Origin of the sequence: Neisseria benedictiae (assembly GCF_958267435.1) — a bacterium.
Lineage (GTDB): Bacteria > Pseudomonadota > Gammaproteobacteria > Burkholderiales > Neisseriaceae > Neisseria > Neisseria bergeri.
This window is the reverse complement of the sequence record NZ_CATQFV010000058.1, coordinates 91,120-115,012: the sequence shown is the minus strand read 5'-3', so window position 1 is coordinate 115,012 and position 23,893 is coordinate 91,120. Positions and strand designations below refer to the sequence as shown.

The window sequence follows — 23,893 nt, the reverse complement described above, 5'->3', positions numbered from 1 at the left end:
GGAACACAAAATGACCGTACAGGCCAAGACAAAAGGTTTGGCGTGGCAAGAAAAACCGCTATCCGACAATGAACGTCTGAAAACCGAAAGCAATTTTTTACGCGGCACGATTTTGGACGATTTGAAAGACCCGCTCACGGGCGGCTTCAAGGGCGACAATTTCCAACTCATCCGCTTCCACGGTATGTATGAGCAGGACGACCGCGACATCCGCGCCGAACGTGCCGAGGCAAAACTCGAGCCTTTGAAATTTATGCTTTTGCGCTGCCGGCTGCCGGGCGGGATCATCAAACCGTCCCAATGGATAGAATTGGACAAATTCGCCCGCGAAAACAGTTATTACCGATCCATCCGGCTGACCAACCGGCAAACCTTCCAATTTCACGGCGTGCCGAAAGCCAAGTTGCAGACGATGCACCGCCTCTTGCACAAACTGGGTTTGGATTCCATCGCCACGGCGGCGGATATGAACCGCAACGTGCTTTGCACGTCCAACCCGATCGAGTCCGAACTGCACCGGCAGGCTTACGAATACGCGAAAAAGATTTCCGAACACCTGCTGCCGCGCACGCGCGGTTATCTGGATGTGTGGGTGGACGGCAAAAAAGTCCAAAATTCCGACGACTTCCTTCAAGAAGACGAGCCGATTTTGGGCAAAACCTATCTGCCGCGCAAATTCAAAACCGCAGTCGTCATCCCGCCCTTGAACGATGTGGACTGCTACGGCAACGATTTGGATTTTGTCGCCGTTTCAGACGGCAACGGACGGCTTGCCGGCTTCAATGTTTTGGCGGGCGGCGGGCTTTCGATGGAACACGGCAACACCAAAACCTATCCGAACATTTCACTGGAACTGGGTTTCGTGCCTCCGGAACACGCGCTGAAGGCCGCCGAAGCAGTGGTAACCACGCAACGCGACTTCGGCAACCGCAGCGACCGCAAAAACGCCCGCACCCGCTACACCATTCAAAATATGGGCTTGGACAACTTCCGCGCCGAAGTCGAACGCCGTATGGGTATGCCGTTCGAACCCATACGACCGTTCAAATTTACCGGGCGCGGCGACCGTATCGGCTGGGTGAAAGGCATAGACGGCAACTGGCATTTGACCCTTTTCATCGAAAGCGGACGTTTGGTTGACGAAGGCGGGAAACAGCTTCTGACCGGCGTGTTGGAAATCGCCAAAATCCACAAAGGCGATTTCCGCATCACCGCCAACCAAAACCTCATCGTGGCAAATGTCGCCGAAGCAGACAAAGCAAAAATCGAAGAACTTGCCCGAACATACGGATTAATCCGCAATGATGTCAGTAAACTGCGTGAAAATGCGATGTCCTGCGTTTCCTTTCCGACCTGCCCGCTGGCAATGGCGGAAGCCGAACGCGTGCTGCCGGACTTCATCGGCGAGCTGGATAAGATTATGGCGAAACACGGCACGTCGGACGACTACATCGTTACCCGCATTACCGGCTGCCCGAACGGCTGCGGACGGGCGATGTTGGCGGAAATCGGACTGGTCGGCAAAGCCGTCGGACGCTACAACCTCCACATCGGCGGCGACCGCGAAGGCGTACGCATCCCCCGCCTCTACAAAGAAAACATTACCCTGCCGGAAATCCTTTCCGAATTAGACGACCTGATCGGCAAATGGGTGGCAGAACGCAATATCGGCGAAGGTTTCGGCGATTTCGCCATACGGACGGGCATCGTCAAACCCGTGTTGGATGCGCCCGTCGATTTTTGGGACGCATCCAAAGCCGTCGCGATTGCCCGCGCCTGAACCCGTCCCCGCATTCCTGCGGGGATTTTCTTTTTTGCCGCACGCCGTTTCAATCCCGCAAAATTCCGATACTTGGTATAAAATATCTTTTTTTTCATTTCAAAACACAACAAAAATGCCGTCTGAACGCCTTTTGCCGTTCAGACGGCATAGCAGACAAGGAAACACACTATGCCGGACTACCGCTCCAAAACCTCCACCCACGGCCGCAATATGGCGGGCGCACGCGCATTGTGGCGCGCCACCGGCGTGATGGAAACCGACTTCGGCAAACCGATTATCGCCGTTGCCAACTCGTTCACCCAATTCGTGCCAGGTCATGTCCACCTGCACAATATGGGTCAGCTGGTTGCCCGCGAAATCGAAAAAGCCGGCGCCATCGCCAAAGAATTCAACACCATCGCCATCGACGACGGCATCGCTATGGGACACAGCGGTATGCTGTATTCCCTGCCCAGCCGCGATTTGATTGCCGACTCCATCGAATACATGGTCAACGCCCACTGCGCCGACGCACTGGTGTGCATTTCCAACTGCGACAAAATCACCCCGGGCATGCTGATTGCCGCCATGCGCCTGAACATTCCGACTATCTTCGTTTCCGGCGGCCCGATGGAAGCCGGTAAAGTTATCGGCGTAGCCAATATTCAGCCTGAACGCCGTTTGGACTTGATTGATGCCATGATCGAATCGGCAGACGACAATATCAGCGACAAACAAGTCGAAGAAGTCGAGCAAAACGCCTGCCCGACCTGCGGTTCGTGTTCGGGTATGTTTACGGCAAACTCGATGAACTGCCTGACCGAAGCACTCGGCCTTTCCCTGCCGGGCAACGGTTCATACTTGGCGACCCACGCAGGCCGCAAAGAATTGTTCCTCGAAGCAGGCCGCATGATTGTCGAAATCACCAAACGCTATTACGAGCAAAACGACGAAACCGTGCTGCCGCGCAGCATCGCCACCAAAAAAGCGTTTGAAAACGCCATGACCATGGACATCGCCATGGGCGGCTCTACCAATACCATTTTGCACTTGCTCGCCGTTGCCAACGAAGCCGGTGTCGATTTCAAAATGGCCGACATCGACCGCTTGAGCCGCGTTGTACCTTGCATCTGTAAAACCGCGCCAAACAACCACGATTACTACATGGAAGACGTACACCGCGCAGGCGGTATCTTCGCCATCCTGAAAGAATTGGACAAAGCAGGCAAACTGCACACCGACGTGTACACCATCCACGCGCCGACTCTGAAAGACGCGATTGAAAAATGGGACGTAACTAACCCTGAAAACACCCATGCCATCGAGCGTTTCAAAGCGGCTCCAGGCGGCGTGCGCACTACTCAGGCGTTCTCGCAAAACCGTATGTGGAAAACCCTCGACCTCGACCGCGAAAAAGGCTGTATCCGCGATGTGGAACATGCCTACTCGCAAGACGGCGGCTTGGCAGTATTGTTCGGCAACATCGCCGAGCGCGGTTGCGTGGTAAAAACCGCAGGCGTGGACGAGAGCATCCTCAAATTTACCGGCCGCGCCCGCGTATTTGAAAGCCAAGAAGACGCAGTAGAAGGCATTTTGGGCAACCAAATCGTGGCAGGCGATATCGTCATCATCCGCTACGAAGGCCCTAAAGGCGGTCCGGGCATGCAAGAAATGCTGTACCCGACTTCTTACCTGAAATCCAAAGGTTTGGGCAAAGCCTGCGCCCTCCTGACCGACGGCCGCTTCTCCGGCGGCACATCAGGCTTGTCCATCGGCCACGCTTCGCCTGAAGCGGCAGAAGGCGGCGCCATCGGTTTGGTACACGAAGGCGACACCATTGAAATCGACATTCCAAACCGCAGCATCCGCCTTGTCATTTCCGATGAAGAGCTTGCCGCACGCCGTGCCGAAATGGAAGCACGCGGCAGCAAAGCGTGGAAACCGGAAAACCGCGACCGCTACGTCTCCGCAGCCCTGCGTGCCTACGGCGCGATGGCGACTTCCGCCGACAAAGGCGCAGTACGCGACGTATCGCAAATCGAGAGATAAGCCCCAAAACGTGCGGCAAATGCCGTCTGAACAGTAAAGGTCTGATGATGGACAAATTTATCTGGGCGATGGCGGTATTTTCCGCAATTTTGGCCCTCATTATCGGCAGCGGTTTTACCGCGCTCGAATATGTGAAAGAGCCGCTGCCGGCCGCCCCTTATGCCGTTTCCGCACCGAAAACCGACGAAATCAAACCGGCGGAGCATCCTGCCGGAACGGAATCCCCCGTGCTGCCGATTGACGGTTCAAACTCCGCGCCCGTTTCAAACACCGGCGATGCGGACGGACAGGATACGCCTGACGGAAAGGCAGCCGATACCGTTTCCATCATCGGGGTCGGCGACATTATGCTCGGCAGCAATTATCCGGTCGATTACCTGCCCGATACCAATATCCTGAAAAACGTCGAATCCGTCTTGCAAGACGCGGACATTACCGTCGGCAACCTTGAAGGCACGCTGTTTGACGAAGGCGGTACGCCGAAAAAATGTGCAAACCCCAAAATATGCTATGCATTCCGCACGCCCTCCGCATACGGGCAATACCTTGCCGACGCGGGATTCGACTACCTCAGCCTCGCCAACAACCACAGCAACGACTTCGGCGCGCAAGGCATCACGGCAACGGCAGGCAACCTTGACGAATTGAACATCAAATATTCGGGCATCGAAAACAGGTTTGAAACCGCCATCCTGAAAAAGGACGGCGTAAGATACGGCTTCGTCTCATTTGCCCCCAACCTTGCCGCCGTCAAACTGAACGACTATGCCAAAGTTAGAAAACTGATTCGGAAAACCAAACAAAAAGCCGACATCGTCATTGTGATGTTCCACGGCGGCGCGGAAGGGAAACAGGCGGAACATCTGCCGTTCGATACCGAAATCTTCTATGGGGAAAACAGGGGCAACGTCGTTGAATTTGCAAGGCTTGCCGTCGATTCCGGCGCGGATGTCGTATTCGGGCAGGGGCCGCACGTTACACGCGCCGTCGAACTTTACCGCGACCGCTTCATCTCCTACAGCGGCGGCAATTTTGCCACCTACGGTGCAATCAACACCTCCGGCATCAGCGGCATCGCCCCCATTTTTAAAATCATCACCGACAAACAGGGGCGGTTCGTTTCCGGCAACATTATCCCCATCACTCAAGTCGGCGATAAAATCCCAAAAATCGACCCCGAGAAAACCGTTATCGGGCGGATTATTTATCTGAACCGCAGCGACTTCCCCAACGGGAACGGACTGGATGTCTCGCCCGACGGCAGCATCACGCGCCGGTAAAAGATATTGGAAATGCCGTCCGAACAAATGCCGTCTGAAAGCCTTTTTTCAGGTTTCAGACGGCATTCAAGTTTCAGACGGCATCCGCGTTTCAGACGGCATTTTTGCAATCGTCAATAATCCACTTTAATCCCAGAGGCTTTTTCCGCTCCGCCCGCACTGCCTTCCGGTTCAAACTGCAAGGGATACAGGTTGAGCTTTTCCATCAGGATTCTGTCGCCGTCTTCGTCCGGGTTGCCCGTAGTCAACAGCTTGTCGCCGTAAAAAATCGAGTTCGCGCCCGCCATAAAGCACATCGCCTGCATCGCTTCCGACATATTGCTGCGCCCTGCCGAGAGGCGGACATAACTTTGCGGCATCGTAATCCGCGCCACGGCGATGGTGCGGACAAATTCCGTCCAGTCCAAATCTTCGGCATCGGCAAGCGGCGTGCCTTCCACTTTAACCAACTGATTAATCGGTACGCTTTCGGGCTGCGGGTCGAGATTGGCGAGGCTGGCAATCAGCCCGGCACGTTCGGCGCGGGTTTCGTTCATCCCGACGATGCCGCCGCAGCAGACTTTCAAACCGGCGTTGCGGACTTTGCCCAAAGTATCCATTCGGTCTTCGTGTTGGCGGGTGTGGATGATGTCGTTGTAGCGGTCGGGGTCGGTGTCGAGGTTGTGGTTGTAATAATCCAAGCCCGCCTCTTTCAAGTCTTCCGCCATACCTTCTTCGAGCATACCGAACGTGCCGCAGGTTTCCATACCCAAGCCCTTGACGGCTTTGATGATTGCGGAAACCGTCTCCACGTCTTTGGGTTTGGGGCCGCGCCACGCCGCGCCCATGCAAAACCGGCTTGCGCCGCGCGATTTGGCGATTTTGGCTTTTTCGACGATTTCATCCACATCCATCATCTGTTCTTTACCCAGATTGGTGTTGTGGTGCGCCGATTGCGGACAGTAGGCGCAATCTTCGGGACAGCCGCCAGTTTTGATGGACAACAGCGTGGAAAGTTGGATTTCGCGCGGGTTGAAATTTTGGCGGTGGACTTCTGCCGCCTGATAGACGAGTTCTAAAAACGGCAGTCCGAAAAGTGCCTCGACATCGCATTTTTTCCAATAGCGCGCGGTGGGGTGCGGCTTACGCTCGGTCTTACGGCGCAAGGCGACGGGGGATACGGTCATAATGTGTTCTTTCGTATTTACAGCGGCGCAATGACGCTGACAGGCAAACCGCCGGCGCAATGACGGCGGTTGCGGGTAATCAAATGGCTGAAAACAGCGGCGGCAAGTGTAACGCGTTTGAAAATACGGGGCAAACGGTTTTTCCGCCTTTGTGCCGCGCAGCCGGGAAATGCCGTCTGAAGGGCTTTCAGACGGCATCGCCCAAACTATTTTAAAGCGTCCAGCAGCTTTCCGTGTATTCCGCCGAAACCGCCGTTGCTCATCACCAAAATATGGTCCCCGGTTCGGGCGTTTTTCACAATTTCGGCAACGAAGGCATCGAAATCCTTGCCGACGTGCAGCCTGCCGCCCAAAGGCGCGAGGGCTTCGGCAACGTCCCAGTCCACGCCCCCGGCGTAGCAGAACACTTGGTCGGCTTCTTTGAGGCTTGCGGGCAGGGCGGCTTTCATCGTGCCCAGCTTCATCGTGTTGGAACGCGGTTCGAGGACGGCGAGGATGCGCACGCCGCCGACGCGTTGGCGCAAACCTTGAATCGTGGTTTCGATGGCGGTCGGATGGTGGGCGAAGTCGTCGTAAACGGTGATGCCGTTTGCCGTACCTTTGATTTCCATCCGGCGTTTGACGTTTTTAAACGCGCCCAAGGCTTCGCAGGCCGTCCGAATATCAACTCCGGCGTGACGCGCGGCGGCGATGACGGCAAGCGCGTTCATGCGGTTGTGCCTGCCCATCAAATCCCATTTGACGCGTCCGGCCGTTTTGCCGTCAAGCAATACGTCGAACGAGCCGTCGGCATTGGCTTCGCCGGCCTGCCAGCCGTGTTCCGTGCCGAATTTTTCCACCGGCGTCCAGCAGCCTTTGTCCAAAGTGTCTTGCAGGCTTTGCTGCCGTCCGTTGCAGACGATTAGGCCTTCAGACGGCACGGTACGCACGAGGTGGTGGAACTGGGTCTGTATCGCGCCCAAGTCGGCGAAGATGTCGGCGTGGTCGAATTCCAGATTGTTCAACACGGCGGTACGCGGGCGGTAATGTACGAATTTGGAGCGTTTGTCGAAAAAGGCGGTGTCGTATTCGTCGGCTTCGATGACGAAAAACGGCGATTGGCTGCCCGGGTCTTGGCGCGGCGTTTGCGGCAGGCGGGCGGAAACGCCGAAATTTTCCGGGATGCCGCCGATGAGGAAGCCCGGCGCGAGTCCGGCATATTCCAAAACCCACACGAGCATAGACGCGGTGGTCGTTTTGCCGTGCGTCCCGGCAACGGCAAGCACCCAGCGGCTGTGCAGCACGTTTTCAGCCAGCCATTGCGGGCCGGAAATATAAGGCAGACCTCGGTTCAAAATGGCTTCAACCACATCCATCCCGCGCTTGGCGACATTGCCGATAACGTAAACGTCGGCTTTAAATTCGTCCAACTGCGCGGCATCGAAGCCTTCGTGTACACCTATACCCAAGGCTTCGAGCTGGGTACTCATCGGCGGATACATCTTCGCATCGCAACCGCTGACTTTAAACCCCGCTTCTTTGGCAATGGCGGCCACTCCGCCCATAAACGTGCCGCCGATACCGATAATGTGGATGTGTTTCATCAAAATTCCTCAACAATTCAAATTTTGCCGCCCGACAGCGCAACGGCCGGTTCGACTTCAATCAATGCGGCCTGATGCCGGCATCCGAACCGTCTTTCTGTGCATTCCCATTCGGATTTTGGGCGGCTTCATCCCTCACCGGGTCCGAATAATCGCCGGTCCCTGCGTCTTCCGCCCTGTCTTTCACGGCAGGCCTGACCGAACTGTACACCCGGTCCCGCCCCAGATTCACACCCGAACAGTGTTTTCCCGGAGTTTGGCTGTAACTGACCTTACCGTTTTGACGGCATTCGTACACTGCCGCAGATGCCGTCTGAACCGCCGCAGCCAGCATCAGCCCCGCAATAATTTTAGATGTTTTCATATCAAGACTCCTTCAAAACCATTTCCACCACACCCAAGCCAAAACCGCCGCCGCCACGGCATTGGACAATAAGATGAGTTTCCACTGCCCGTCCTTCCGCAATGCCGCCTTCTTGGGCTTCAAAGCACCCGCATAAAAAAACGGTGTCAGCAGCATAGAAACGGCGCAGAGGAAAATCAATACGCCGTAATAGATTTTTTCAGACGGCATTTCTTTTCCTCAATACGCCGACCGCTGCCGCATCTGCTCGAACAGGCAGACTGTCGCCGCCATCGCGACATTTAAAGACTCGGTCGCGTCGTGCATCGGAATCCTGACGCACTTGTCCGCCCTGTCCAAAACCGCTTTGCCGACGCCCGCGCCTTCGTTGCCGAACACCCAGGCTGTCGGTCCGCACAAATCTTCGCCGTACAAAACCGCCTGCTTTTCCTCACGCAACGCGGTGGCAAACACACGGTCTTCATAGCGCGCCAACCATATTTCCAAATCCGCCTGCGAATAAATGTCCAACAAAAAATGCGCGCCCATACCCGCGCGTAATACCTTGGGCGACCACGCGTCCGCGCAACCTTTGCCCAAAACGACCGCGCCGATTCCTGCCGCCGCCGCGCTCCGCAACACCGTGCCGACATTGCCCGGGTCTTGCACGCCGTCCAAAACCACGCAGTCGCCGCCGGCCGGCAAAGCACCCGCATCCGGAATATCAATCAGCGCAAGCACATCATCCGCACAAGTCAAACTGCTGATTTTTTTCAATATGCCGTCTGAAACGGAAAAAACCCTGTCTTCCGGCACAACCGCCCTCAGCCTGCGGACTTCTTCAGACGACATTTTGCCCTCGGGAATATATACCCCGGGCGGCTCTCCGCCGGATTGCAGGAAAACCTGAAGCAGGTGCACGCCCTCCAAAACGGTTTGGGCATACTGCCGCCTGAACTTTCCTTGCGACAACAGGCGGTGCAGGTGTCTGATGTGTTCATTATTGGTCGAACTGATGTGTTTCACTTCACAAGCCTTTTAGAAATATGCAACCGGACAATACCCGACTGAACGCCGCCGAAATCTGTTTGCGATATTATCAAAATAAAATGGGAAAGTCAGGATGGACGGGCAAAATGCCGTCTGAAACCGAGATTTGAAAATCCGCACAACAGTTTGCCAACGCCAATGGACGGTTTCCGCTGTCGGCAACAAGCGGCCAGATTGGGCGCAGGGCAGGCAAAACCCGTTTCCCCTGAAGGATTTTTTTCACATTTTTATGGATGCCGCCCACGGCCAACGTATCCGATGCCGCTACCGTCCTCAAAATCCCGTCCTGTTCCAAAAGATGCCCGGGAAGCCCGAACGGATGGCGTTTTAAAACAAATCCCTGATCCGTCAATATTTCCCTTAAATTTCCGCTTACCTGCCTGTCTTTCAAAAACCGCAATTTATCCGTTTTTTCCAATCGGAACACAAACAGCCTGTCCGCATAATGATACAGCTCAAAACCGGACAGCGTCCATTGGCCTGTCTTCGCCTCCGTCAAAACGCGGGCAATGTCGGCAAGGGCATTCTGATTCGGCACGGTGATGCCGTTTTCCTTCAGAAAATGCCGCAAAATATGGGTTTTCCGGCGCGGGGAAAATGCCTGCCAACGCACCGTATCGAAACTGCCTTCCTCACAGACCCAACGGCAGTCCTGAACGACGACCTCGTCCAGCAAAGCGAAATCTTCCTGCAAAGCGCGGACATTGTTCAGCACATGCCGCCCGAAATGGGGAATCTGCGCCGAGAGTTCGGGCAAAATACGGTGTCGGAAGCGGTTTCGCAAATAAGCCGTATCGCTATTGCTTTCGTCCTCGATATTCGGCAAACCGTGTTTTTTTGCATAATCCTGCACATCTTGCCGTGAAAAAGGCAGCAAAGGCCGCCAGATGATGCCGTTTTCCCCAAAAGGACGGACGGCGGGCATAGCCGCCAAAGCGCGCAAACCGCCGCCGCGCGCGACCGCCAGCATAAAGGTTTCGATTTGATCGTCCCTGTGGTGCGCCAACGCCAAAACGTCAAAGCCTTTTTCGGCAAACGCGGCATAACGCTTCTGCCTTGCCGCCGCCTCAATGCCCAAACCGTTTTTTTCCACGCAGACCTTAACCGTTTCCAGCCCCACCCCGAGCATATCGCAATAGTTTTGGCAGAAATCCGCCCAATCGTCGGCACGGGGGCTCAAGCCGTGATGGATATGCAATGCCTCCGGCACAAATCCTGCCCGTTTCCCGGCACAAACCAGCAGATGCAGTAAAACGACGGAATCCAATCCGCCGCTTAATGCCACTGCTGTTTTTTTTCCATTCAGACCTTGAGGAAAACAATCCTTCAAGCATTGCTCAAACGCATCTAAAGTCAGCACGGCTCCGTCCCGATAAAGAAAAAGCAAGCAGTTTCAGACAAACTGCTTGCTGCTTGTTCTACCCGAATTATTGTTCCGAAAATTTGCCGTAAGCCATAATGCGGTCGAAACGGCGTGAAAGCAAATCGGCGAGCGGCATACTTTGCGCTTCGTGCAGTTGTTTTTCCAAAACGGTTTTCACGTTTTTCATGGTTTGCCCGAAATCCCGATGCGCGCCGCCCAATGGTTCTTTGATGACGGTATCGACCAAGTCCAGCTTTTGCAGGCGGTCGGCAGTAATGCCCAAAGCCTGTGCCGCATCAGCCGCTTTTTCGGCGGTTTTCCACAAAATAGACGCGCAGCCTTCGGGGGAAATAACGGAATAGGTCGAATATTGCAGCATATTGACGTAATCGCCTACGGCAACCGCCAATGCGCCGCCCGAACCGCCTTCGCCGATGACGGTACACAAAACGGGAACGCGCAGGCGCGTCAGTTCGTACAGGTTTTTGCCGATGGCTTCCGACTGCCCGCGTTCTTCCGCGCCGATGCCCGGATACGCGCCCGGCGTATCGATAAAGGTCATGACAGGCAAGCCGAATTTTTCCGCCGTTTTCATCAGGCGCAAGGCTTTGCGGTAGCCTTCGGGACGGGGCATACCGAAGTTGCGGCGGATTTTTTCTTTGGTGTCGCGCCCTTTCTGATGCCCGATAACCATCACGCTTTGTCCGTTGAAACGCGCCAATCCGCCGACAATCGCATAATCGTCGGCAAAGTGGCGGTCGCCGTGCAGCTCTTCAAAATCGGTAAACAGCGCGTCAATGTAATCCAAAGTATAGGGACGCTGCGGATGCCGGGAAACCTGTGAAATTTGGGCGGGTGTGAGTTTGCTGAAAATCGATTTGGTCAGGTCGTTGCTTTTTTTCTGCAAACGGTGTATTTCGTCCGAAATATCGACGGCAGACTCGTCTTGGACGAAACGCAGCTCATCGATTTTGTTGGTCAGTTCGGCTATGGGTTGTTCAAAATCCAAAAAAACAGGTTTCATAAAATGAAGCTCTCATCAACAGATTCTGCCGCTATCATACGCTATTTGTGCATATTCCGCAGTTAATTTATTGTCCAAAACGGCTTTTCCATACCCTCTTTTTGTGTTCGGACAGCATGGGAAACAGAGGATTAGTGCATATATACTAGTTATAAGGCGGCGTATCTTATGCTAAACTCGAAACAAATTCAATTATTTCAAACAAAATCGTATGAAAGACAAGCACGATTCTTCCGCCATGAGGCTGGACAAATGGCTTTGGGCGGCACGTTTTTTTAAAACCCGTTCACTTGCGCAAAAGCACATCGAACTGGGTAGGGTTCAAGTAAACGGCTCGAAGGTCAAAAACAGTAAAACCATAGACATCGGCGATATTATCGACCTGACGCTCAATTCCCTTCCCTATAAAATCAAGGTTAAAGGTTTGAACCACCAACGCCGCCCGGCATCGGAGGCGCGGCTTCTGTATGAAGAAGACGCGAAAACGGCAGCATTGAGGGAAGAGCGCAAACAGCTCGACCAATTCAGCCGCATCACTTCCGCCTATCCCGACGGCAGACCGACCAAGCGCGACCGCCGCCAACTGGACAGGCTGAAAAAAGGAGACTGGTAAAACCGTTCCCGCTGCAAACAGAAGTACGAACCGCGTACCGCCGTATTTCAGACGGCATTGCCGAAACTTATTCTGCCTCGTCTATCCATGCCTGCTGCACAGCCTCGAGGATGCGTTCGCCGCAACGGGCGGGATCGTCGTCAAATTCGGGCAATGCCATAATCAGGTCGCGCAGTTGGGTAAAGCGCACGGTTTTTGGATCGATGGTTTCGCCGTGCAGGTCGTAGAGTTCTTCGGCGATGCGCCGGGTGTCGGTCCATTTCATATGAATTTCCTTTTATCGTCCGGCATTGAAGCCGTGTAGAATATGTTTCGGCAAAACTGCCGCCCTTTGAGGATGGCTGAATGTTTCAACTCGCCGGACACCACCCTATGTGTCCTAATCTGGGAGGAGTTGCCCCTCCCAAACAAATCTGATTCTACCGCCCCGAAGAGCGGGGTTTCAACCGACAAGGAAGATTGATGAACAATCCGTTGGTCGCAAAATTGTCCAAACTGGTTTATACCGCTTCCGACCATCCCGACTCCCTGTCGGAGATGGAGGAGTTTGACCGTCTGATTCTGCTGATACGCAAACTGTATCAAATATTGGACGGACAACATACCCTCTACAGAGTAACGGTTTGCCTTCACTACCGGAACAGGCGCGGTCTGATTGCCTTGGATAAAGCGGCTTCCGGTTGCGATGCGGCAATGTTGCGCGCCCGGCGTTGGCGCATCTACACGCAGATTGCGGAACGCCTTTCCGGGTCGGGCGGCGGCTTCACGGTTACGGCAGAAAGCGTGTCCGCCGCCTGCCCCGAGCTTGAAGGACGCTATCTCGACCTTGTCCGCCGCGCCGCCGCCTCTTTCGGTTTCGCGCAAGGATGGGAAAATCCGGCAGGCAGACAGGAAGAAACGCAAGCCGTCTCGGATGCCGCATCGGGCTGTTCCGTCAGAAAACCAATCAAAATCAATATAGAAGCGAAAGTGGAACGCTATCCGGCATACCGCCCGACCGCCGCCCTGAAAGTAACCCGCCGACGGTTTTTCCGGCTGCAAAACCGGTAAATACCCGTGCATCGCATCCGAGTAATCCGTCTCGGATGCCGCACCTGCCCGCTCCGTCAGAAAACCGATAAAAATCAATATAGAATCGAAAGTTCCGCCTGTACGAACGCCTGTTTTCGGGCGATTGCGCCTTATACGCGCAACAATGCCGTCTGAAGCGCGCCGGCTTCAGACGGCCTGTTTTCAGTGTTCTTCGCGCGCGTGGTTGATGGTGTATTTGGGAATTTCCACAATCAAATCCTCGCCGGCGACAACCGCCTGACAACTCAGGCGCGAATCGGCTTCCAAGCCCCAAGCCTGATCGAGCAGGTCTTCTTCCAATTCGGTCGGCTCTTCCAAACTGTCGAAACCTTTGCGGATGATGACGTGGCAGGTGGTGCAGGCGCAGGATTTTTCGCAGGCATGATCGACTTCGATGTCGTGGTCGAGCAGCACATCAAGGACGGTTTTGCCTTCGGGCGCGTCTTCGATAACCGCTCCTTCGGGGCATAATGTCGTGTGTGGAAGTACGGTGATTTTGGGCATTTTTATTGTCTTTCTGTAAAAAGTGGTTGTGTCCGTTTTTCGGAAAACTGTCTGCCTAATGTCGCGGTTCGAGCAGGTCGGCAACATTTTGCCAGCCCGTCAGGCGGGCAAAATCGAGGGCGGTATAGCCTTCCGATGTCTTTGAGGCAGGATTTGCGCCGTATTCAAGCATGGCTTGAACCATAAGTGCATTTCCTGCGATGGCTTCATGATGAAGCGGCGTATAGCCGTCTTCGTCCTGCTCATGCAGAAAATCCGGATTTTGGGACAACTGTTGCCGAAAATCGTCAATACAGTTCCGGCACATCGGATGCTCTTCCAGATTTTCGGGGTGTTCTTTTTCTTCATACACCAGCAATATCTGCTCGGGATCGCCGAAATCGATTCCCCATGCGGCATCGTGTTCTGCGCGCTCTTCTTCCGTCATCTGCCCGCGCATTGCCTGTACGGTAAAGCCGCCGTAGGGGATGCCGTTGCACACGAACATCCAGTCGCTGATGTCGCCAACCGGAATGCAAACGCTTTCGCCTTGTTCGACATTGGTCAGTTCGCCGGGTTCGTTATTCAGCACACCATAAATGTAAAGACCGTCAAAATAAATATCGTCGATCCACATATGTTCGCAAATTTCGCCGTCTTCGCCGTCTTGGAAAAAAGGGGCTTTGACCATAGCAAAATCCAGGGCGGGAATAATGCGGCGGCGTTCCCAAAAAAGCTCGCGCCAAAAATATTTGAATGTTTTACGGGCGCGTTCGCCGGCACGGTTTACCGGTTCGTCTGCCTGTTCTACATAATAAATGACGGAATCGCCCATCATACTGCTCCTCAACGTGTACGGTATCTGTTTGCACCTTACCGTGGTTTTCTGCCTTCGGCATCCGATTCGGATTTGAAAAGTTCCAAATATTCGGAATAGGCTTTTTCCAAATCCGCCCGCGAAAAACAGGTGTAAATATGGATGCCGTCTGCAATTTCGTCCGTCAGCCTCGTGCCGCTTTTGCCGAAATATGCTTCTTTAAAAAGGCGGATTTTCGATTTTTTCGGCTTGTAGGATGCCGCGCCCGCCAAAAGCCGGGGCAGCGCGTAAGGATATTCACGGTGTCCGCGCCGTACCAAATCAAGCAGTTGTTTGCGGCCGGACCCGGCATTCCCTTCCTGCCTGCGTTCGTGGACGCTTTTTTCAAATTCCGATTCCGCCGTTTCGTTTTTCGGAAACACGATTTCGCCGCGAAGCGATAAAAACAAACGTTTCACAAGGTTTTCGTCCACGGCGAACAATTCAGTATCGCCTATCCTGCTTTTACTGAAAATTTCATGGAGCAGGTTTTCTTTTTCTTTGTAATTGTCGGTTTTGACGGCGAGGATGCGTTCCAATCCGGCAACGTTCGCATAGCCGTTGTTTTCCAAATGGCGCATTCTGCCTTCAAAATTGCTTACGTCCGAAATGCCGATTTTATACACGCCCTTGATGACAGTCTTCATCAGATAGACAATGCCTGACTTTTCCATATCGATGTTTTTCAAGTGTTTTCGAGCCTTCAGACGGCATCAGGTTATATCTATGCCGTCTGAAACCGTTTAAGTATCAAATATTATCGACACTCTGGCCTGTCAGCGCACGTTGGATGTTGCGGTTCATGCGTTTGGCGGCGAAGTTGTCGGTGCTGCGGCTGAGTTTGGCGACGGCGGTGCGGATGTCTTCGGCTTTACCGTCTTTCAGACGGCCTCGCAAATCGGCGATGTCTTGCTGGATTTGTGCAAGCTCTTCGGCATCCAGCAAATCGCTGTCCAACTCGAGGGCGGCGTTGACGGCATCGGTCAGGCTTTCGGCTTCGACCACGGCTTCGGCGCGGGCGCGTGCCGCCATATCTTCGGCGGCGTTGCTCATACTGTCTTTAAGCATTTGGGTGATGGTGTCGTCGTCCAAGCCGTAGGAGGGTTTGACTTCGATTTGCGCCTGTACGCCGGTGCTTTGCTCTTGGGCGGAAACGGACAGCAAACCGTCGGCATCGATTTGGAAGGTAACGCGGATACGCGCCGCACCCGCCGCCATAGGCGGAATGCCGCGCAGGGTGAATTTGGCAAGGCTGCGGCAGTCGGCAACCAGTTCGCGTTCGCCTTGCACGACGTGTATCGTCATCGCGGTCTGACCGTCTTTGAAGGTGGTAAAGTCCTGCGCGCGCGCGGTGGGGATGGTGGAATTGCGCGGGATGATTTTTTCCGCCAAGCCGCCGTAGGTTTCCAAACCGAGCGACAAGGGCGTAACGTCCAGCAGCAGCCATTCGCCGTCGGCTTTGTTACCTGCGAGGACGTTCGCCTGTATGGCTGCGCCGAGCGCGACGACTTCGTCGGGGTTGAGGTTGTTCAGCGGGGTTTGTCCGAAAAAGGTGGCGACTGCCTGCTGGACGTGCAACATACGGGTCGAACCGCCGACCATAATCACGCCTTTGACTTCATTTTTACCGACACCGGCATCTTTCAACGCCTGTTTGACTGGCTCGAGCGTTTTCATCACCAAATGCTGCGTCAGGTTGTGGAACTCGGCGCGACTGATGCTTGTGTCGATTGCCATGCCGTCTGAAAGCGTCGCCTGAATGCGTGCTTCGGTTTGCGTGGTCAATTGTTCTTTGGCGGCGCGGACAAGGGAAAGCAGGAGTTGGCTGTCTTGTTCGTTGAGTTGGGAGAGTCCGTTTTGTTCGAGCAGGTAGCAGAACAAACGATGGTCGAAATCGTCGCCGCCCAACGCACTGTTACCGCCGGTGGCCTTGACTTCAAACAAACCTTTGGTCAGTTGCAATACAGATACGTCGAATGTGCCGCCGCCCAAGTCATACACGACAAACGTGCCTTCCGAGGCATTGTCCAGCCCGTAGGCGATTGCGGCGGCAGTCGGTTCGTTGAGCAGGCGTAAGACGTTCAAGCCCGCCAAACGCGCGGCATCTTTGGTGGCTTGGCGTTGCGCATCGTCGAAATAGGCGGGGACGGTAATCACCACGCCGACCAAATCGCCGCCCAAGGTTTCTTCGGCGCGCGCCTTGAGGGTTTTGAGGATTTCAGACGACACTTCGACAGGCGTTTTCACCCCCTGCCGCGTATGCAGTTCGATAACGCGTTGATTGTCGCCGAAACGGTAAGGCAGGTAATGCGTATTTTGATGCAGATCGGCAAGCGTCCGCCCGATTAGGCGTTTGGCGGAGCTGACGGTGTTCAGCGGGTCGGATTTTTGCGCGGACAGGGCGGTTTTGCCGACTTCAATGTCGCCGTTTTCCAAATAGCGGACGACGGAAGGCAGGGTAACGCGCCCGTCGGCATCGGGCAGGCAGGCTGCACTGCCGCTGCGGACGGTGGCGACCAAGCTGTTGGTCGTACCCAAATCGATGCCTGCCGCCAAACGGTGCCGGTGCGGGGCGGCGGACATACCCGGTTCTGAAATCTGCAAAAGAGCCATAAATTCTGCCTGTCGGTGCGGTGTGTAAAGGAAGGAAGGCGACATTTTAACAGAATTTGCGCCGATAGTTGAGCAAACCGCTAAGGATTGGGCCGTGCCGCCGAAATTGCCCTCTGCCGCCAAATACCGATAAAATCCGCCTTTCCCGCCCATCATTAGGAATATAAATCGTGAAAGGACTCGACTATTGCCGCCAGAAAGCAGAAGAAAGCCGCTCCAGTTTTTTGTCGGGCTTCCGTTTCCTGACTCAGGAAAAACGGGATGCGGTAACGGTTCTGTATGCCTTTTGCCGCGAATTGGACGATGTGGTTGACGAATGTTCCAGCCCAGATGTTGCACAGGCAACACTGAACTGGTGGCGCGGCGATTTGGACAAGGTGTTCGACGGCGAGATGCCGGAACACCCCGTCAATCAGGCTTTACGGCAAGTTAAGGAAACCTTCAAGCTGCCGAAATATGAACTGGAAGCCTTAATCGACGGGATGCAGATGGATTTGGTTCGGGCGCGTTACGGCAGTTTTGAAGAATTGAAACTGTACTGCCGCCGCGTCGCAGGCGTAGTCGGCTGCCTGATTGCGCGGATTTTGGGGTTTTCAGACGGCAAAACACTGCAATACGCCGACAAAATGGGGCTTGCGCTGCAACTGACCAACATCATCCGCGATGTCGGCGAAGACGCGCGCAACGGCAGGATTTACTTGCCGATGGAGGAAATGCGGCGGTTTGACGTGCCTGCGGGCGTGATTTTGCAATGCAGACCGACAGAAAATTTCGCCAAACTGATGGCGTTCCAAATCGAACGCGCCCGCGAAACCTACCGCGAAGCCGTATCGCTGCTGCCCGATGCCGACAAAAAAGCCCAAAAAGTCGGACTGGTTATGGCGGCGGTTTATTACTCGCTGTTGAACGAAATCGACCGGGACGGCGCGCAAAACGTCCTCAAATACAAAATCGCCCTCCCTTCGCCGCGCAAAAAACGCATTGCCCTGAAAACCTGGTTATTCGGATTCAAACCGCGCCCCGGCACGCCGCAACGGGCATAAGGCGCATACCGCCCTTCAGGAAAACCCAACCCCCGCCGCCCCGAAAAACGGGGTTTCAACCATTGGAGGAATAAATGATGAACACGCCGCATCCGCGCCCGAAAATCGCCGTCATCGGCGCAGGCTGGGCAGGACTATCCGCCGCCGTCGCCTTGGCGCGGCACGCCGACCTTACCCTGTTTGAAGCCGGCCGGCAGGCGGGCGGCAGGGCGCGCACACTGGCCGGAAATACCGACGGTTTCGGTTTTTTGGACAACGGGCAGCACATTTTGCTCGGCGCATACCGGGGCGTGTTGCGCCTGATGAAAACCATCGGTTCAGACCCCCGTGCCGCCTTTTTGCGCGTACCGCTGCACTGGCATATGCACGGCGGTTTGCAGTTCCGCGCCCTCCCCCTGCCCGCGCCGCTGCATATTTTGGGCGGCGTGCTGCTTGCCCGGCGCGTACCGACCGCATTCAAAGCCAAACTGCTTGCCGATATGTCCGATTTGCAGAAGTCCGCACGCCCCGGACAGCCCGACGCGACAGTGGCGCAATGGCTGAAACAGCGGAACGTGCCGCGTGCCGCCGTAATGCAGTTTTGGCAGCCCTTGGTTTGGGGCGCGCTCAACACGCCTTTGGAAACCGCAAGCCTGCGCGTGTTGTGCAACGTTTTGTCCGACGGCGTGCTGACGAAAAAATCCGGCAGCGACTATCTCCTACCCAAACAGGATTTGGGCGCAATCGTCGCCGAACCCGCCTTGGCGGAGCTTCAACGGCTCGGCGCGGACATCCGCCTCGAAACGCGCGTATGCCGTCTGAACACCCTCCCGGACGGAAAAGTCCTCGTCAACGGCGAAGCCTTCGATGCCGCCATACTCGCCACCGCGCCCTACCACGCCGCCGCGCTCCTGCCCGAAGGCACGCCCGAACACGTTCAGACGGCATATCAAAACCTTCGCTACCACGCCATCACCACCGTCTATCTGCGCTACGCCGAACCCGTCCGCCTGCCCGCCCCGCTGACCGGACTTGCCGACGGCACGGTGCAATGGCTGCTTTGCCGGGGCAGGCTCGGACTGCCTGAAAACGAAGTCTCCGCCGTCATCAGCGTTTCCGACTGCGTCGGCGCGTTTGCAAACCGGGCGTGGGCGGACAAAGTCCACGCCGACCTCAAACGCATCCTTCCGCATTTGGGCGAACCCGAAGCCGTGCGCGTCATTACCGAAAAACGTGCCACAACCGCAGCCGATGCCCCGCCGCCGGATTTGTCGTGGTTGCACCGGCACCGCATCTTCCCCGCCGGCGACTACCTCCACCCGGACTACCCCGCCACACTCGAAGCCGCCGTACAATCAGGTTTCGCGGCGGCGGAAGCCTGCCTGCAAAGCCTGAACGATGCCGTCTGAAAACGCCGGCCGGCATCAGGACGCTTTACAAGGTGCGGCAAAACGCTAAAATACCTTAACCGACAACCAAAAAGGAAAAAGTATGGCGACACTGACCGACAAAACCATCTTAGTGACCGGCGCATCGCAAGGCTTGGGTGAACAGGTTGCCAAAGCCTACGCCGCCGAAGGGGCGACCGTGATTTTGGTTGCCCGCCATCAAAAGAAACTGGAAAAAGTCTATGACGCAATCGTCGGCGCCGGACACCCCGAACCCTTCGCCATCTGCTTCGACCTGATGAGTGCGGAAGAAAAAGAATTCGAACAGTTCGCCGCCACCATTGCCGAAGCCACGCACGGCAAACTGGACGGCATCGTCCACTGCGCCGGCTATTTTTACGCCCTCTCGCCGCTGGATTTCCAAACCGTCGCCGAATGGGTCAACCAATACCGCATCAACACCGTCGCCCCGATGGGGCTGACCCGCGCCCTGTTCCCGCTGCTGAAACAGTCGCCCGACGCGTCCGTCATCTTCGTCGGCGAAAGCCACGGGGAAACCCCAAAAGCCTACTGGGGCGGTTTCGGCGCATCAAAAGCCGCACTGAACTATCTGTGCAAAGTTGCCGCCGATGAATGGGAACGCTTCGGCAACCTTCGCGCCAATGTCCTGATTCCGGGCCCCATCAATTCCCCCCAACGCATCAAATCCCATCCGGGTGAAGCCAAAAGCGAACGTAAAAACTACGAAGACGTACTCCCGCAATTTGTCTGGTGGGCAAGTTCCGAAAGCAAAGGGCGGAGCGGCGAAATCGTTTACCTCTAAATCTCCTTTTTGTTTTGCCATTTGGGTTCTCCAATAAAAAAGCAGCCTGAAAGATTTCAGGCTGCTTATATGCAGGTTACTATTTCTCTTCGGGCGGAATGAAAAGAAAAACCGCACCGAGAATAAGGGGAAGCAGAAATCGGGCATAGGGATACCACGGATGATCGACATGCCAATAGCTGTATCGCCCATCAGGAATAATGTCGTATTCGTAAGTAGCGGGGAAGAAGTTGATCCATACTGTCACAATTACCCAGATAGTGAGCTTTCTATGGTTGGCTACCCACCGCACCGGCTTGCTGTTGCGGATGCTTTCCGGTACCACTTTTTCCCATATCCAATACCACATACCTGCCCCCCTTGCGGTTACAAGCCCAGCAGTTCGATTTCGACTTTTGAACGCCAGCGGGCTTGTGCCGTAACAATACACATTCTTAATTTTCGGTCTGCCGCGCTGTATTTAATCCAGCTTTCAATAAAAGCCTTCAATACTTTGAGCGCGTTGTTAAGGCCGACTGCTTTATTGTACCATAGGGCTTCCTTTCCAAGGGATAAAGTAAAAGCAGCCTGAAAGCCGGTTTGGACGGTTTCAGGCTGCCTTAAAAGGTTTTGCAAGTAATGACGATCAAGGGACGCGTTTACCAATTCTTGTCCCTGTAATGCTCGGACAGGGCAATCAGCATTATCCACAGGAGGCTGACAAATCCGCTGACGCCGGCTGCCATAAACAGGATTTTTTCCCAAGCGTTCATAGGGGGCATAGGCGTTCGGCTGCCCTCACTGGTCGGCCCGTCAAGCAAAATATAGATGATGACGGTAACAACATTCAAAAGTATCGGTTTGCGATACAGCATCCAAATATGTTTCAGCCTGTCCGACATACCCCCTCCCGGACGAATCAAAGATCGAGAAAAGCCAGCTCCAAACGCGAGCGGTAGTTGAGTGCGGCGGTATTCACGCAGGCGGCATACTGCCGCCGGCCGCGCAGCACCCTGATCCAACCGATATAGGTGGCAAGCGGATTGCGCTTATCATCATAGCGTAGGTTTGCAATCATATCGGCAGCCATACCCTCAATCACTTCCCAAATCGTACCGGGAGCAGTATAGAGAAAGTTATAGGTAATATCTACTGCCAACAGACGCTTGGAGCAGGTTTTGATTTGGTTTACCGCATCGCTTACTACGGCAGCCACTTCCGGAGTAATGTTCTCGGGGCGGTTTGATGCGACACCGCCACCCCAAATCTCCTTGATGATGCCGCTAATTGTTACCCGAATATCGTGATCGGTAAAGGTTTTATTCTTCATAGAACAAAAAAACCGCCTGCCGGCGGCAGAAACACGCCTTTTCAGGTGCAGGGAAAGCCGCCTGTTTCAGACGGCCTTGTTTTTCAGGCAACCTAGCTAACCGTCATGGAAGCAATGCAGAACGGGCGGTAGATAATCGCGCCCCATGTGCCCTGCGATCAAAGGGCAGGTTCCACACCCGCCCTTCTTTTCAGACGGCATCAAAAAGCACGCCATATCCGCAATATGCCGACACAGGCAAATCTTTCGACACCCCGGCAGACAAAAACACCTTGACTAAAAATTACATGCAAATAATAATAACAACCTCTTTATTCCTCTAACAATTTTGGAGCAGGTTTCATGAAAAAAATTTCCGCCGCCATCGCTTTTGCCGCCGCTGCCGTTTCACTGACCGGCTGTGCGACCGAATCCTCACGCAGCCTCGAGGTAGCAAAAGTCGCCTCCTACAATACGCAATATCACGGTGTTCGCACCCCGATTTCCGTTGGAACATTCGACAACCGCTCCAGCTTCCAAAAAGGCATTTTCTCCGACGGGGAAGACCGTTTGGGCAGCCAGGCGAAAACCATTCTGGTAACGCACCTGCAACAAACCAACCGCTTCAACGTACTGAACCGCACCAACCTTAGCGCATTGAAACAGGAATCCGGCATTTCCGGCAAAATGCAAAACCTGAAAGGCGCAGATTATGTCGTTACCGGCGATGTAACCGAATTCGGGCGCAGAGATGTCGGCGATCATCAGCTCTTCGGCATTTTGGGTCGCGGCAAATCACAAATCGCCTATGCAAAAGTGGCTCTGAATATCGTCAACGTCAATACTTCCGAAATCGTCTATTCCACACAGGGCGCGGGCGAATACGCACTTTCCAACCGTGAAATCATCGGTTTCGGCGGCACCTCCGGCTACGATGCGACTTTGAACGGCAAAGTTTTGGACTTGGCAATCCGCGAAGCCGTCAATAACCTGGTTCAGGCTGTCGACAACGGTGCATGGCAACCCAACCGTTAAGGACAAATGATGAATCCGAAAACCTTGAGTCGTTTGTCGCTGTGTGCGGCGGTCTTGGCTCTGACCGCCTGCGGGGGCGGCGGGCATAAAAACCTGTATTATTACGGCGACTATCCCGATACCGTTTACGAAGGTTTGAAAAACGATGACACTTCGTTGGGCAAGCAGACCGAAAAGATGCAAAAATATTTTGTGGAAGTCGACAACAAAAAAATGAATGCCGCCCCGGGTGCGCACGCCCATTTGGGACTGCTGCTTTCCCATTCGGGAGACAAAGAGGACGCGTTCCGTCAGTTTGAAGAAGAGAAAAGGCTGTTTCCCGAATCGGGCGTATTTATGGACTTCCTGATGAAAACCGGTAAAGGAGGCAAGCGATGAAACCTTTGATTTTAGGGCTTGCCGCCGTGTTGGCGCTGTCTGCCTGCCAAGTCCAAAAGGCTCCCGATTTCGACTACACGGCATTCAAAGAAAGCAAGCCCGCCTCGATTCTGGTCGTACCGCCCCTGAACGAATCGCCCGATGTCAACGGCGCTTGGGGGATGCTGGCTTCGACCGCCGAGCCGCTTTCCGAAGCCGGCTATTACGTCTTCCCCGCCGCAGTCGTGGAGGAAACCTTCAAACAAAACGGTTTGACCAATGCCGCCGATATTCACGCCGTCCGGCCGGAAAAACTGCATCAGATTTTCGGCAATGATGCGGTTTTGTACATTACAATTACCGAATACGGCACTTCATATCAAATTTTAGACAGCGTAACGACCGTATCCGCCAGAGCACGGCTGGTCGATTCCCGCAACGGGAAAGTGTTGTGGTCGGGTTCGGCCAGTATCCGCGAAGGCAGCAACAACAGCAACAGCGGCCTGCTGGGTGCTTTGGTCGGCGCAGTGGTCAACCAAATTGCCAACAGCCTGACCGACCGCGGTTATCAGGTTTCCAAAGCCGCCGCATACGACCTGCTGTCGCCCTATTCCCGCAACGGCATCCTGAAAGGTCCGAGGTTTGTCGAAGAGCAGCCCAAATAAGCAGATGCCGTCTGAATTTCTCCGAGCTTCAGACGGCATATGCGAATTTTGATACTTGC

28 protein-coding genes are annotated in these 23,893 nt (G+C 54.7%); 12 read left to right on the top strand and 16 right to left on the bottom strand.

Annotated features, from left to right (window positions below):
- Positions 1–10 precede the first annotated feature (10 nt).
- The 4 genes from cysI to Q3O12_RS07065 all read left to right on the top strand — a co-directional run bounded on the left by cysI (position 11) and on the right by Q3O12_RS07065 (position 5,221).
- Entirely contained in the window at positions 11–1,780 is a 1,770-nt protein-coding gene (gene cysI / locus Q3O12_RS07080; RefSeq protein WP_301669851.1) for an assimilatory sulfite reductase (NADPH) hemoprotein subunit, read from the top strand.
- Between the two features lie 171 nt (positions 1,781–1,951).
- Positions 1,952–3,811, top strand: coding sequence for a dihydroxy-acid dehydratase (ilvD, locus tag Q3O12_RS07075; RefSeq protein ID WP_301669850.1), 1,860 nt, complete (start codon positions 1,952–1,954; stop codon positions 3,809–3,811).
- Positions 3,812–3,858: 47 nt separating this feature from the next.
- Complete coding sequence (locus tag Q3O12_RS07070) at positions 3,859–5,091, top strand: CapA family protein (protein ID WP_301669849.1); 1,233 nt, start codon at positions 3,859–3,861, stop codon at positions 5,089–5,091.
- A complete protein-coding gene (locus Q3O12_RS07065) occupies positions 5,057–5,221 on the top strand; it encodes a hypothetical protein (protein ID WP_301669848.1) in 165 nt (54 codons plus the stop codon). The genes Q3O12_RS07070 and Q3O12_RS07065 overlap by 35 nt, the downstream gene beginning before the upstream one ends.
- Here the strand turns inward: Q3O12_RS07065 and bioB are convergent.
- The 7 genes from bioB to Q3O12_RS07030 all read right to left on the bottom strand — a co-directional run bounded on the left by bioB (position 5,205) and on the right by Q3O12_RS07030 (position 11,620).
- A complete protein-coding gene (gene bioB / locus Q3O12_RS07060) occupies positions 5,205–6,257 on the bottom strand; it encodes a biotin synthase BioB (RefSeq protein WP_301669847.1) in 1,053 nt (350 codons plus the stop codon). The genes Q3O12_RS07065 and bioB overlap by 17 nt on opposite strands.
- 206 nt (positions 6,258–6,463) lie before the next feature.
- Entirely contained in the window at positions 6,464–7,840 is a 1,377-nt protein-coding gene (gene mpl / locus Q3O12_RS07055; RefSeq protein ID WP_301669846.1) for a UDP-N-acetylmuramate:L-alanyl-gamma-D-glutamyl-meso-diaminopimelate ligase, read from the bottom strand.
- A gap of 61 nt (positions 7,841–7,901) precedes the next feature.
- A complete protein-coding gene (locus Q3O12_RS07050; RefSeq protein WP_301669845.1) occupies positions 7,902–8,204 on the bottom strand; it encodes a DUF4124 domain-containing protein in 303 nt (100 codons plus the stop codon).
- Positions 8,205–8,216: 12 nt separating this feature from the next.
- Positions 8,217–8,414, bottom strand: a complete 198-nt coding sequence (locus Q3O12_RS07045) for a hypothetical protein (RefSeq protein WP_107819251.1) — start codon at positions 8,412–8,414, stop codon at positions 8,217–8,219.
- A 9-nt stretch (positions 8,415–8,423) separates the two neighbouring features.
- Entirely contained in the window at positions 8,424–9,209 is a 786-nt protein-coding gene (locus Q3O12_RS07040; RefSeq protein ID WP_301669844.1) for a TrmH family RNA methyltransferase, read from the bottom strand.
- Between the two features lie 73 nt (positions 9,210–9,282).
- On the bottom strand, positions 9,283–10,593 hold the full coding sequence (tilS, locus tag Q3O12_RS07035) for a tRNA lysidine(34) synthetase TilS (protein WP_301669843.1): 1,311 nt from the start codon (positions 10,591–10,593) through the stop codon (positions 9,283–9,285).
- 67 nt (positions 10,594–10,660) lie between these two features.
- Positions 10,661–11,620, bottom strand: coding sequence for an acetyl-CoA carboxylase carboxyltransferase subunit alpha (locus Q3O12_RS07030; RefSeq protein ID WP_301669842.1), 960 nt, complete (start codon positions 11,618–11,620; stop codon positions 10,661–10,663).
- Positions 11,621–11,831: 211 nt separating this feature from the next.
- Between Q3O12_RS07030 and Q3O12_RS07025 the strand changes: the two genes are divergently transcribed.
- Complete coding sequence (locus Q3O12_RS07025) at positions 11,832–12,233, top strand: RNA-binding S4 domain-containing protein (protein ID WP_014582432.1); 402 nt, start codon at positions 11,832–11,834, stop codon at positions 12,231–12,233.
- Between the two features lie 67 nt (positions 12,234–12,300).
- Here the strand turns inward: Q3O12_RS07025 and iscX are convergent, their stop codons facing one another.
- Entirely contained in the window at positions 12,301–12,498 is a 198-nt protein-coding gene (gene iscX, locus Q3O12_RS07020; RefSeq protein ID WP_002248850.1) for a Fe-S cluster assembly protein IscX, read from the bottom strand.
- A 197-nt stretch (positions 12,499–12,695) separates the two neighbouring features.
- Between iscX and Q3O12_RS07015 the strand changes: the two genes are divergently transcribed.
- Positions 12,696–13,283, top strand: a complete 588-nt coding sequence (locus tag Q3O12_RS07015) for an amino acid permease (RefSeq protein ID WP_301669841.1) — start codon at positions 12,696–12,698, stop codon at positions 13,281–13,283.
- A 183-nt stretch (positions 13,284–13,466) separates the two neighbouring features.
- Here Q3O12_RS07015 and fdx read toward each other — a convergent pair whose 3' ends face one another.
- The 4 genes from fdx to hscA form a co-directional block, all read right to left on the bottom strand.
- Positions 13,467–13,808 (bottom strand): ISC system 2Fe-2S type ferredoxin, encoded by a 342-nt coding sequence (gene fdx / locus Q3O12_RS07010; RefSeq protein WP_002219289.1) that lies wholly within the window; start codon positions 13,806–13,808, stop codon positions 13,467–13,469.
- Positions 13,809–13,863: 55 nt separating this feature from the next.
- Complete coding sequence (locus Q3O12_RS07005) at positions 13,864–14,625, bottom strand: DUF2314 domain-containing protein (RefSeq protein ID WP_301669840.1); 762 nt, start codon at positions 14,623–14,625, stop codon at positions 13,864–13,866.
- Positions 14,626–14,660: 35 nt separating this feature from the next.
- Positions 14,661–15,317, bottom strand: a complete 657-nt coding sequence (locus Q3O12_RS07000; protein ID WP_301669880.1) for a GIY-YIG nuclease family protein — start codon at positions 15,315–15,317, stop codon at positions 14,661–14,663.
- Positions 15,318–15,393: 76 nt separating this feature from the next.
- Positions 15,394–17,256 (bottom strand): Fe-S protein assembly chaperone HscA, encoded by a 1,863-nt coding sequence (gene hscA / locus Q3O12_RS06995; RefSeq protein ID WP_301669839.1) that lies wholly within the window; start codon positions 17,254–17,256, stop codon positions 15,394–15,396.
- Positions 17,257–17,426: 170 nt separating this feature from the next.
- Here hscA and hpnD point away from each other — a divergent pair, with 170 nt between their 5' ends.
- From hpnD to Q3O12_RS06980, 3 genes are all read left to right on the top strand, one after another.
- On the top strand, positions 17,427–18,299 hold the full coding sequence (gene hpnD, locus Q3O12_RS06990) for a presqualene diphosphate synthase HpnD (RefSeq protein WP_301669838.1): 873 nt from the start codon (positions 17,427–17,429) through the stop codon (positions 18,297–18,299).
- 74 nt (positions 18,300–18,373) lie between these two features.
- On the top strand, positions 18,374–19,687 hold the full coding sequence (hpnE, locus tag Q3O12_RS06985) for a hydroxysqualene dehydroxylase HpnE (RefSeq protein ID WP_301669837.1): 1,314 nt from the start codon (positions 18,374–18,376) through the stop codon (positions 19,685–19,687).
- Between the two features lie 82 nt (positions 19,688–19,769).
- Entirely contained in the window at positions 19,770–20,489 is a 720-nt protein-coding gene (locus Q3O12_RS06980) for an SDR family oxidoreductase (protein WP_301669836.1), read from the top strand.
- 79 nt (positions 20,490–20,568) lie between these two features.
- Here Q3O12_RS06980 and Q3O12_RS06975 read toward each other — a convergent pair whose 3' ends face one another.
- From Q3O12_RS06975 to Q3O12_RS06960, 4 genes are read right to left on the bottom strand one after another with little or no spacing between them, the layout of a single operon-like run.
- Entirely contained in the window at positions 20,569–20,838 is a 270-nt protein-coding gene (locus Q3O12_RS06975; protein ID WP_301669835.1) for a hypothetical protein, read from the bottom strand.
- Positions 20,839–20,855: 17 nt separating this feature from the next.
- On the bottom strand, positions 20,856–21,134 hold the full coding sequence (locus tag Q3O12_RS06970) for a hypothetical protein (RefSeq protein WP_301669834.1): 279 nt from the start codon (positions 21,132–21,134) through the stop codon (positions 20,856–20,858).
- Positions 21,128–21,370: a peptide ABC transporter permease gene (locus Q3O12_RS06965; RefSeq protein ID WP_301669833.1), complete on the bottom strand. Its 243-nt coding sequence runs from the start codon at positions 21,368–21,370 to the stop codon at positions 21,128–21,130. Before Q3O12_RS06965 ends, Q3O12_RS06970 begins: the two co-directional genes overlap by 7 nt.
- A gap of 17 nt (positions 21,371–21,387) precedes the next feature.
- The gene (locus Q3O12_RS06960; RefSeq protein ID WP_301669832.1) at positions 21,388–21,798 is read right to left on the bottom strand and encodes a hypothetical protein; all 411 of its coding nucleotides are present in this window, start codon (positions 21,796–21,798) and stop codon (positions 21,388–21,390) included.
- A 342-nt stretch (positions 21,799–22,140) separates the two neighbouring features.
- Between Q3O12_RS06960 and Q3O12_RS06955 the strand changes: the two genes are divergently transcribed.
- From Q3O12_RS06955 to Q3O12_RS06945, 3 genes are read left to right on the top strand one after another with little or no spacing between them, the layout of a single operon-like run.
- Entirely contained in the window at positions 22,141–22,812 is a 672-nt protein-coding gene (locus Q3O12_RS06955; RefSeq protein WP_025458375.1) for a CsgG/HfaB family protein, read from the top strand.
- 9 nt (positions 22,813–22,821) lie between these two features.
- Positions 22,822–23,190 (top strand): DUF4810 domain-containing protein, encoded by a 369-nt coding sequence (locus tag Q3O12_RS06950; protein ID WP_301669879.1) that lies wholly within the window; start codon positions 22,822–22,824, stop codon positions 23,188–23,190.
- Positions 23,187–23,834 (top strand): DUF799 domain-containing protein, encoded by a 648-nt coding sequence (locus Q3O12_RS06945; protein WP_301669831.1) that lies wholly within the window; start codon positions 23,187–23,189, stop codon positions 23,832–23,834. Before Q3O12_RS06950 ends, Q3O12_RS06945 begins: the two co-directional genes overlap by 4 nt.
- The last annotated feature ends 59 nt before the right edge of the window (positions 23,835–23,893 follow it).

What these genes read in the sequence shown, in the direction of transcription:
- mpl (WP_301669846.1), bottom strand. Translation starts at nt 7,840, where the DNA reads ATGAAACACATCCACATTATCGGTATCGGCGGCACGTTTATGGGCGGA.
- Q3O12_RS07045 (WP_107819251.1), bottom strand. Translation starts at nt 8,414, where the DNA reads ATGCCGTCTGAAAAAATCTATTACGGCGTATTGATTTTCCTCTGCGCC.
- Q3O12_RS07030 (WP_301669842.1), bottom strand. Translation starts at nt 11,620, where the DNA reads ATGAAACCTGTTTTTTTGGATTTTGAACAACCCATAGCCGAACTGACC.
- hscA (WP_301669839.1), bottom strand. Translation starts at nt 17,256, where the DNA reads ATGGCTCTTTTGCAGATTTCAGAACCGGGTATGTCCGCCGCCCCGCAC.
- Q3O12_RS06980 (WP_301669836.1), top strand. Translation starts at nt 19,770, where the DNA reads ATGGCGACACTGACCGACAAAACCATCTTAGTGACCGGCGCATCGCAA.
- ilvD (WP_301669850.1), top strand. Translation starts at nt 1,952, where the DNA reads ATGCCGGACTACCGCTCCAAAACCTCCACCCACGGCCGCAATATGGCG.
- Q3O12_RS07050 (WP_301669845.1), bottom strand. Translation starts at nt 8,204, where the DNA reads ATGAAAACATCTAAAATTATTGCGGGGCTGATGCTGGCTGCGGCGGTT.
- iscX (WP_002248850.1), bottom strand. Translation starts at nt 12,498, where the DNA reads ATGAAATGGACCGACACCCGGCGCATCGCCGAAGAACTCTACGACCTG.
- hpnE (WP_301669837.1), top strand. Translation starts at nt 18,374, where the DNA reads ATGATGAACACGCCGCATCCGCGCCCGAAAATCGCCGTCATCGGCGCA.
- Q3O12_RS06950 (WP_301669879.1), top strand. Translation starts at nt 22,822, where the DNA reads ATGAATCCGAAAACCTTGAGTCGTTTGTCGCTGTGTGCGGCGGTCTTG.
- bioB (WP_301669847.1), bottom strand. Translation starts at nt 6,257, where the DNA reads ATGACCGTATCCCCCGTCGCCTTGCGCCGTAAGACCGAGCGTAAGCCG.
- Q3O12_RS07025 (WP_014582432.1), top strand. Translation starts at nt 11,832, where the DNA reads ATGAAAGACAAGCACGATTCTTCCGCCATGAGGCTGGACAAATGGCTT.
- Q3O12_RS07000 (WP_301669880.1), bottom strand. Translation starts at nt 15,317, where the DNA reads ATGGAAAAGTCAGGCATTGTCTATCTGATGAAGACTGTCATCAAGGGC.
- cysI (WP_301669851.1), top strand. Translation starts at nt 11, where the DNA reads ATGACCGTACAGGCCAAGACAAAAGGTTTGGCGTGGCAAGAAAAACCG.
- Q3O12_RS07065 (WP_301669848.1), top strand. Translation starts at nt 5,057, where the DNA reads ATGTCTCGCCCGACGGCAGCATCACGCGCCGGTAAAAGATATTGGAAA.
- Q3O12_RS07070 (WP_301669849.1), top strand. Translation starts at nt 3,859, where the DNA reads ATGGACAAATTTATCTGGGCGATGGCGGTATTTTCCGCAATTTTGGCC.
- Q3O12_RS06960 (WP_301669832.1), bottom strand. Translation starts at nt 21,798, where the DNA reads ATGAAGAATAAAACCTTTACCGATCACGATATTCGGGTAACAATTAGC.
- Q3O12_RS07005 (WP_301669840.1), bottom strand. Translation starts at nt 14,625, where the DNA reads ATGATGGGCGATTCCGTCATTTATTATGTAGAACAGGCAGACGAACCG.
- Q3O12_RS06975 (WP_301669835.1), bottom strand. Translation starts at nt 20,838, where the DNA reads ATGTGGTATTGGATATGGGAAAAAGTGGTACCGGAAAGCATCCGCAAC.
- Q3O12_RS06945 (WP_301669831.1), top strand. Translation starts at nt 23,187, where the DNA reads ATGAAACCTTTGATTTTAGGGCTTGCCGCCGTGTTGGCGCTGTCTGCC.
- Q3O12_RS06965 (WP_301669833.1), bottom strand. Translation starts at nt 21,370, where the DNA reads ATGTCGGACAGGCTGAAACATATTTGGATGCTGTATCGCAAACCGATA.
- Q3O12_RS07015 (WP_301669841.1), top strand. Translation starts at nt 12,696, where the DNA reads ATGAACAATCCGTTGGTCGCAAAATTGTCCAAACTGGTTTATACCGCT.
- Q3O12_RS06955 (WP_025458375.1), top strand. Translation starts at nt 22,141, where the DNA reads ATGAAAAAAATTTCCGCCGCCATCGCTTTTGCCGCCGCTGCCGTTTCA.
- fdx (WP_002219289.1), bottom strand. Translation starts at nt 13,808, where the DNA reads ATGCCCAAAATCACCGTACTTCCACACACGACATTATGCCCCGAAGGA.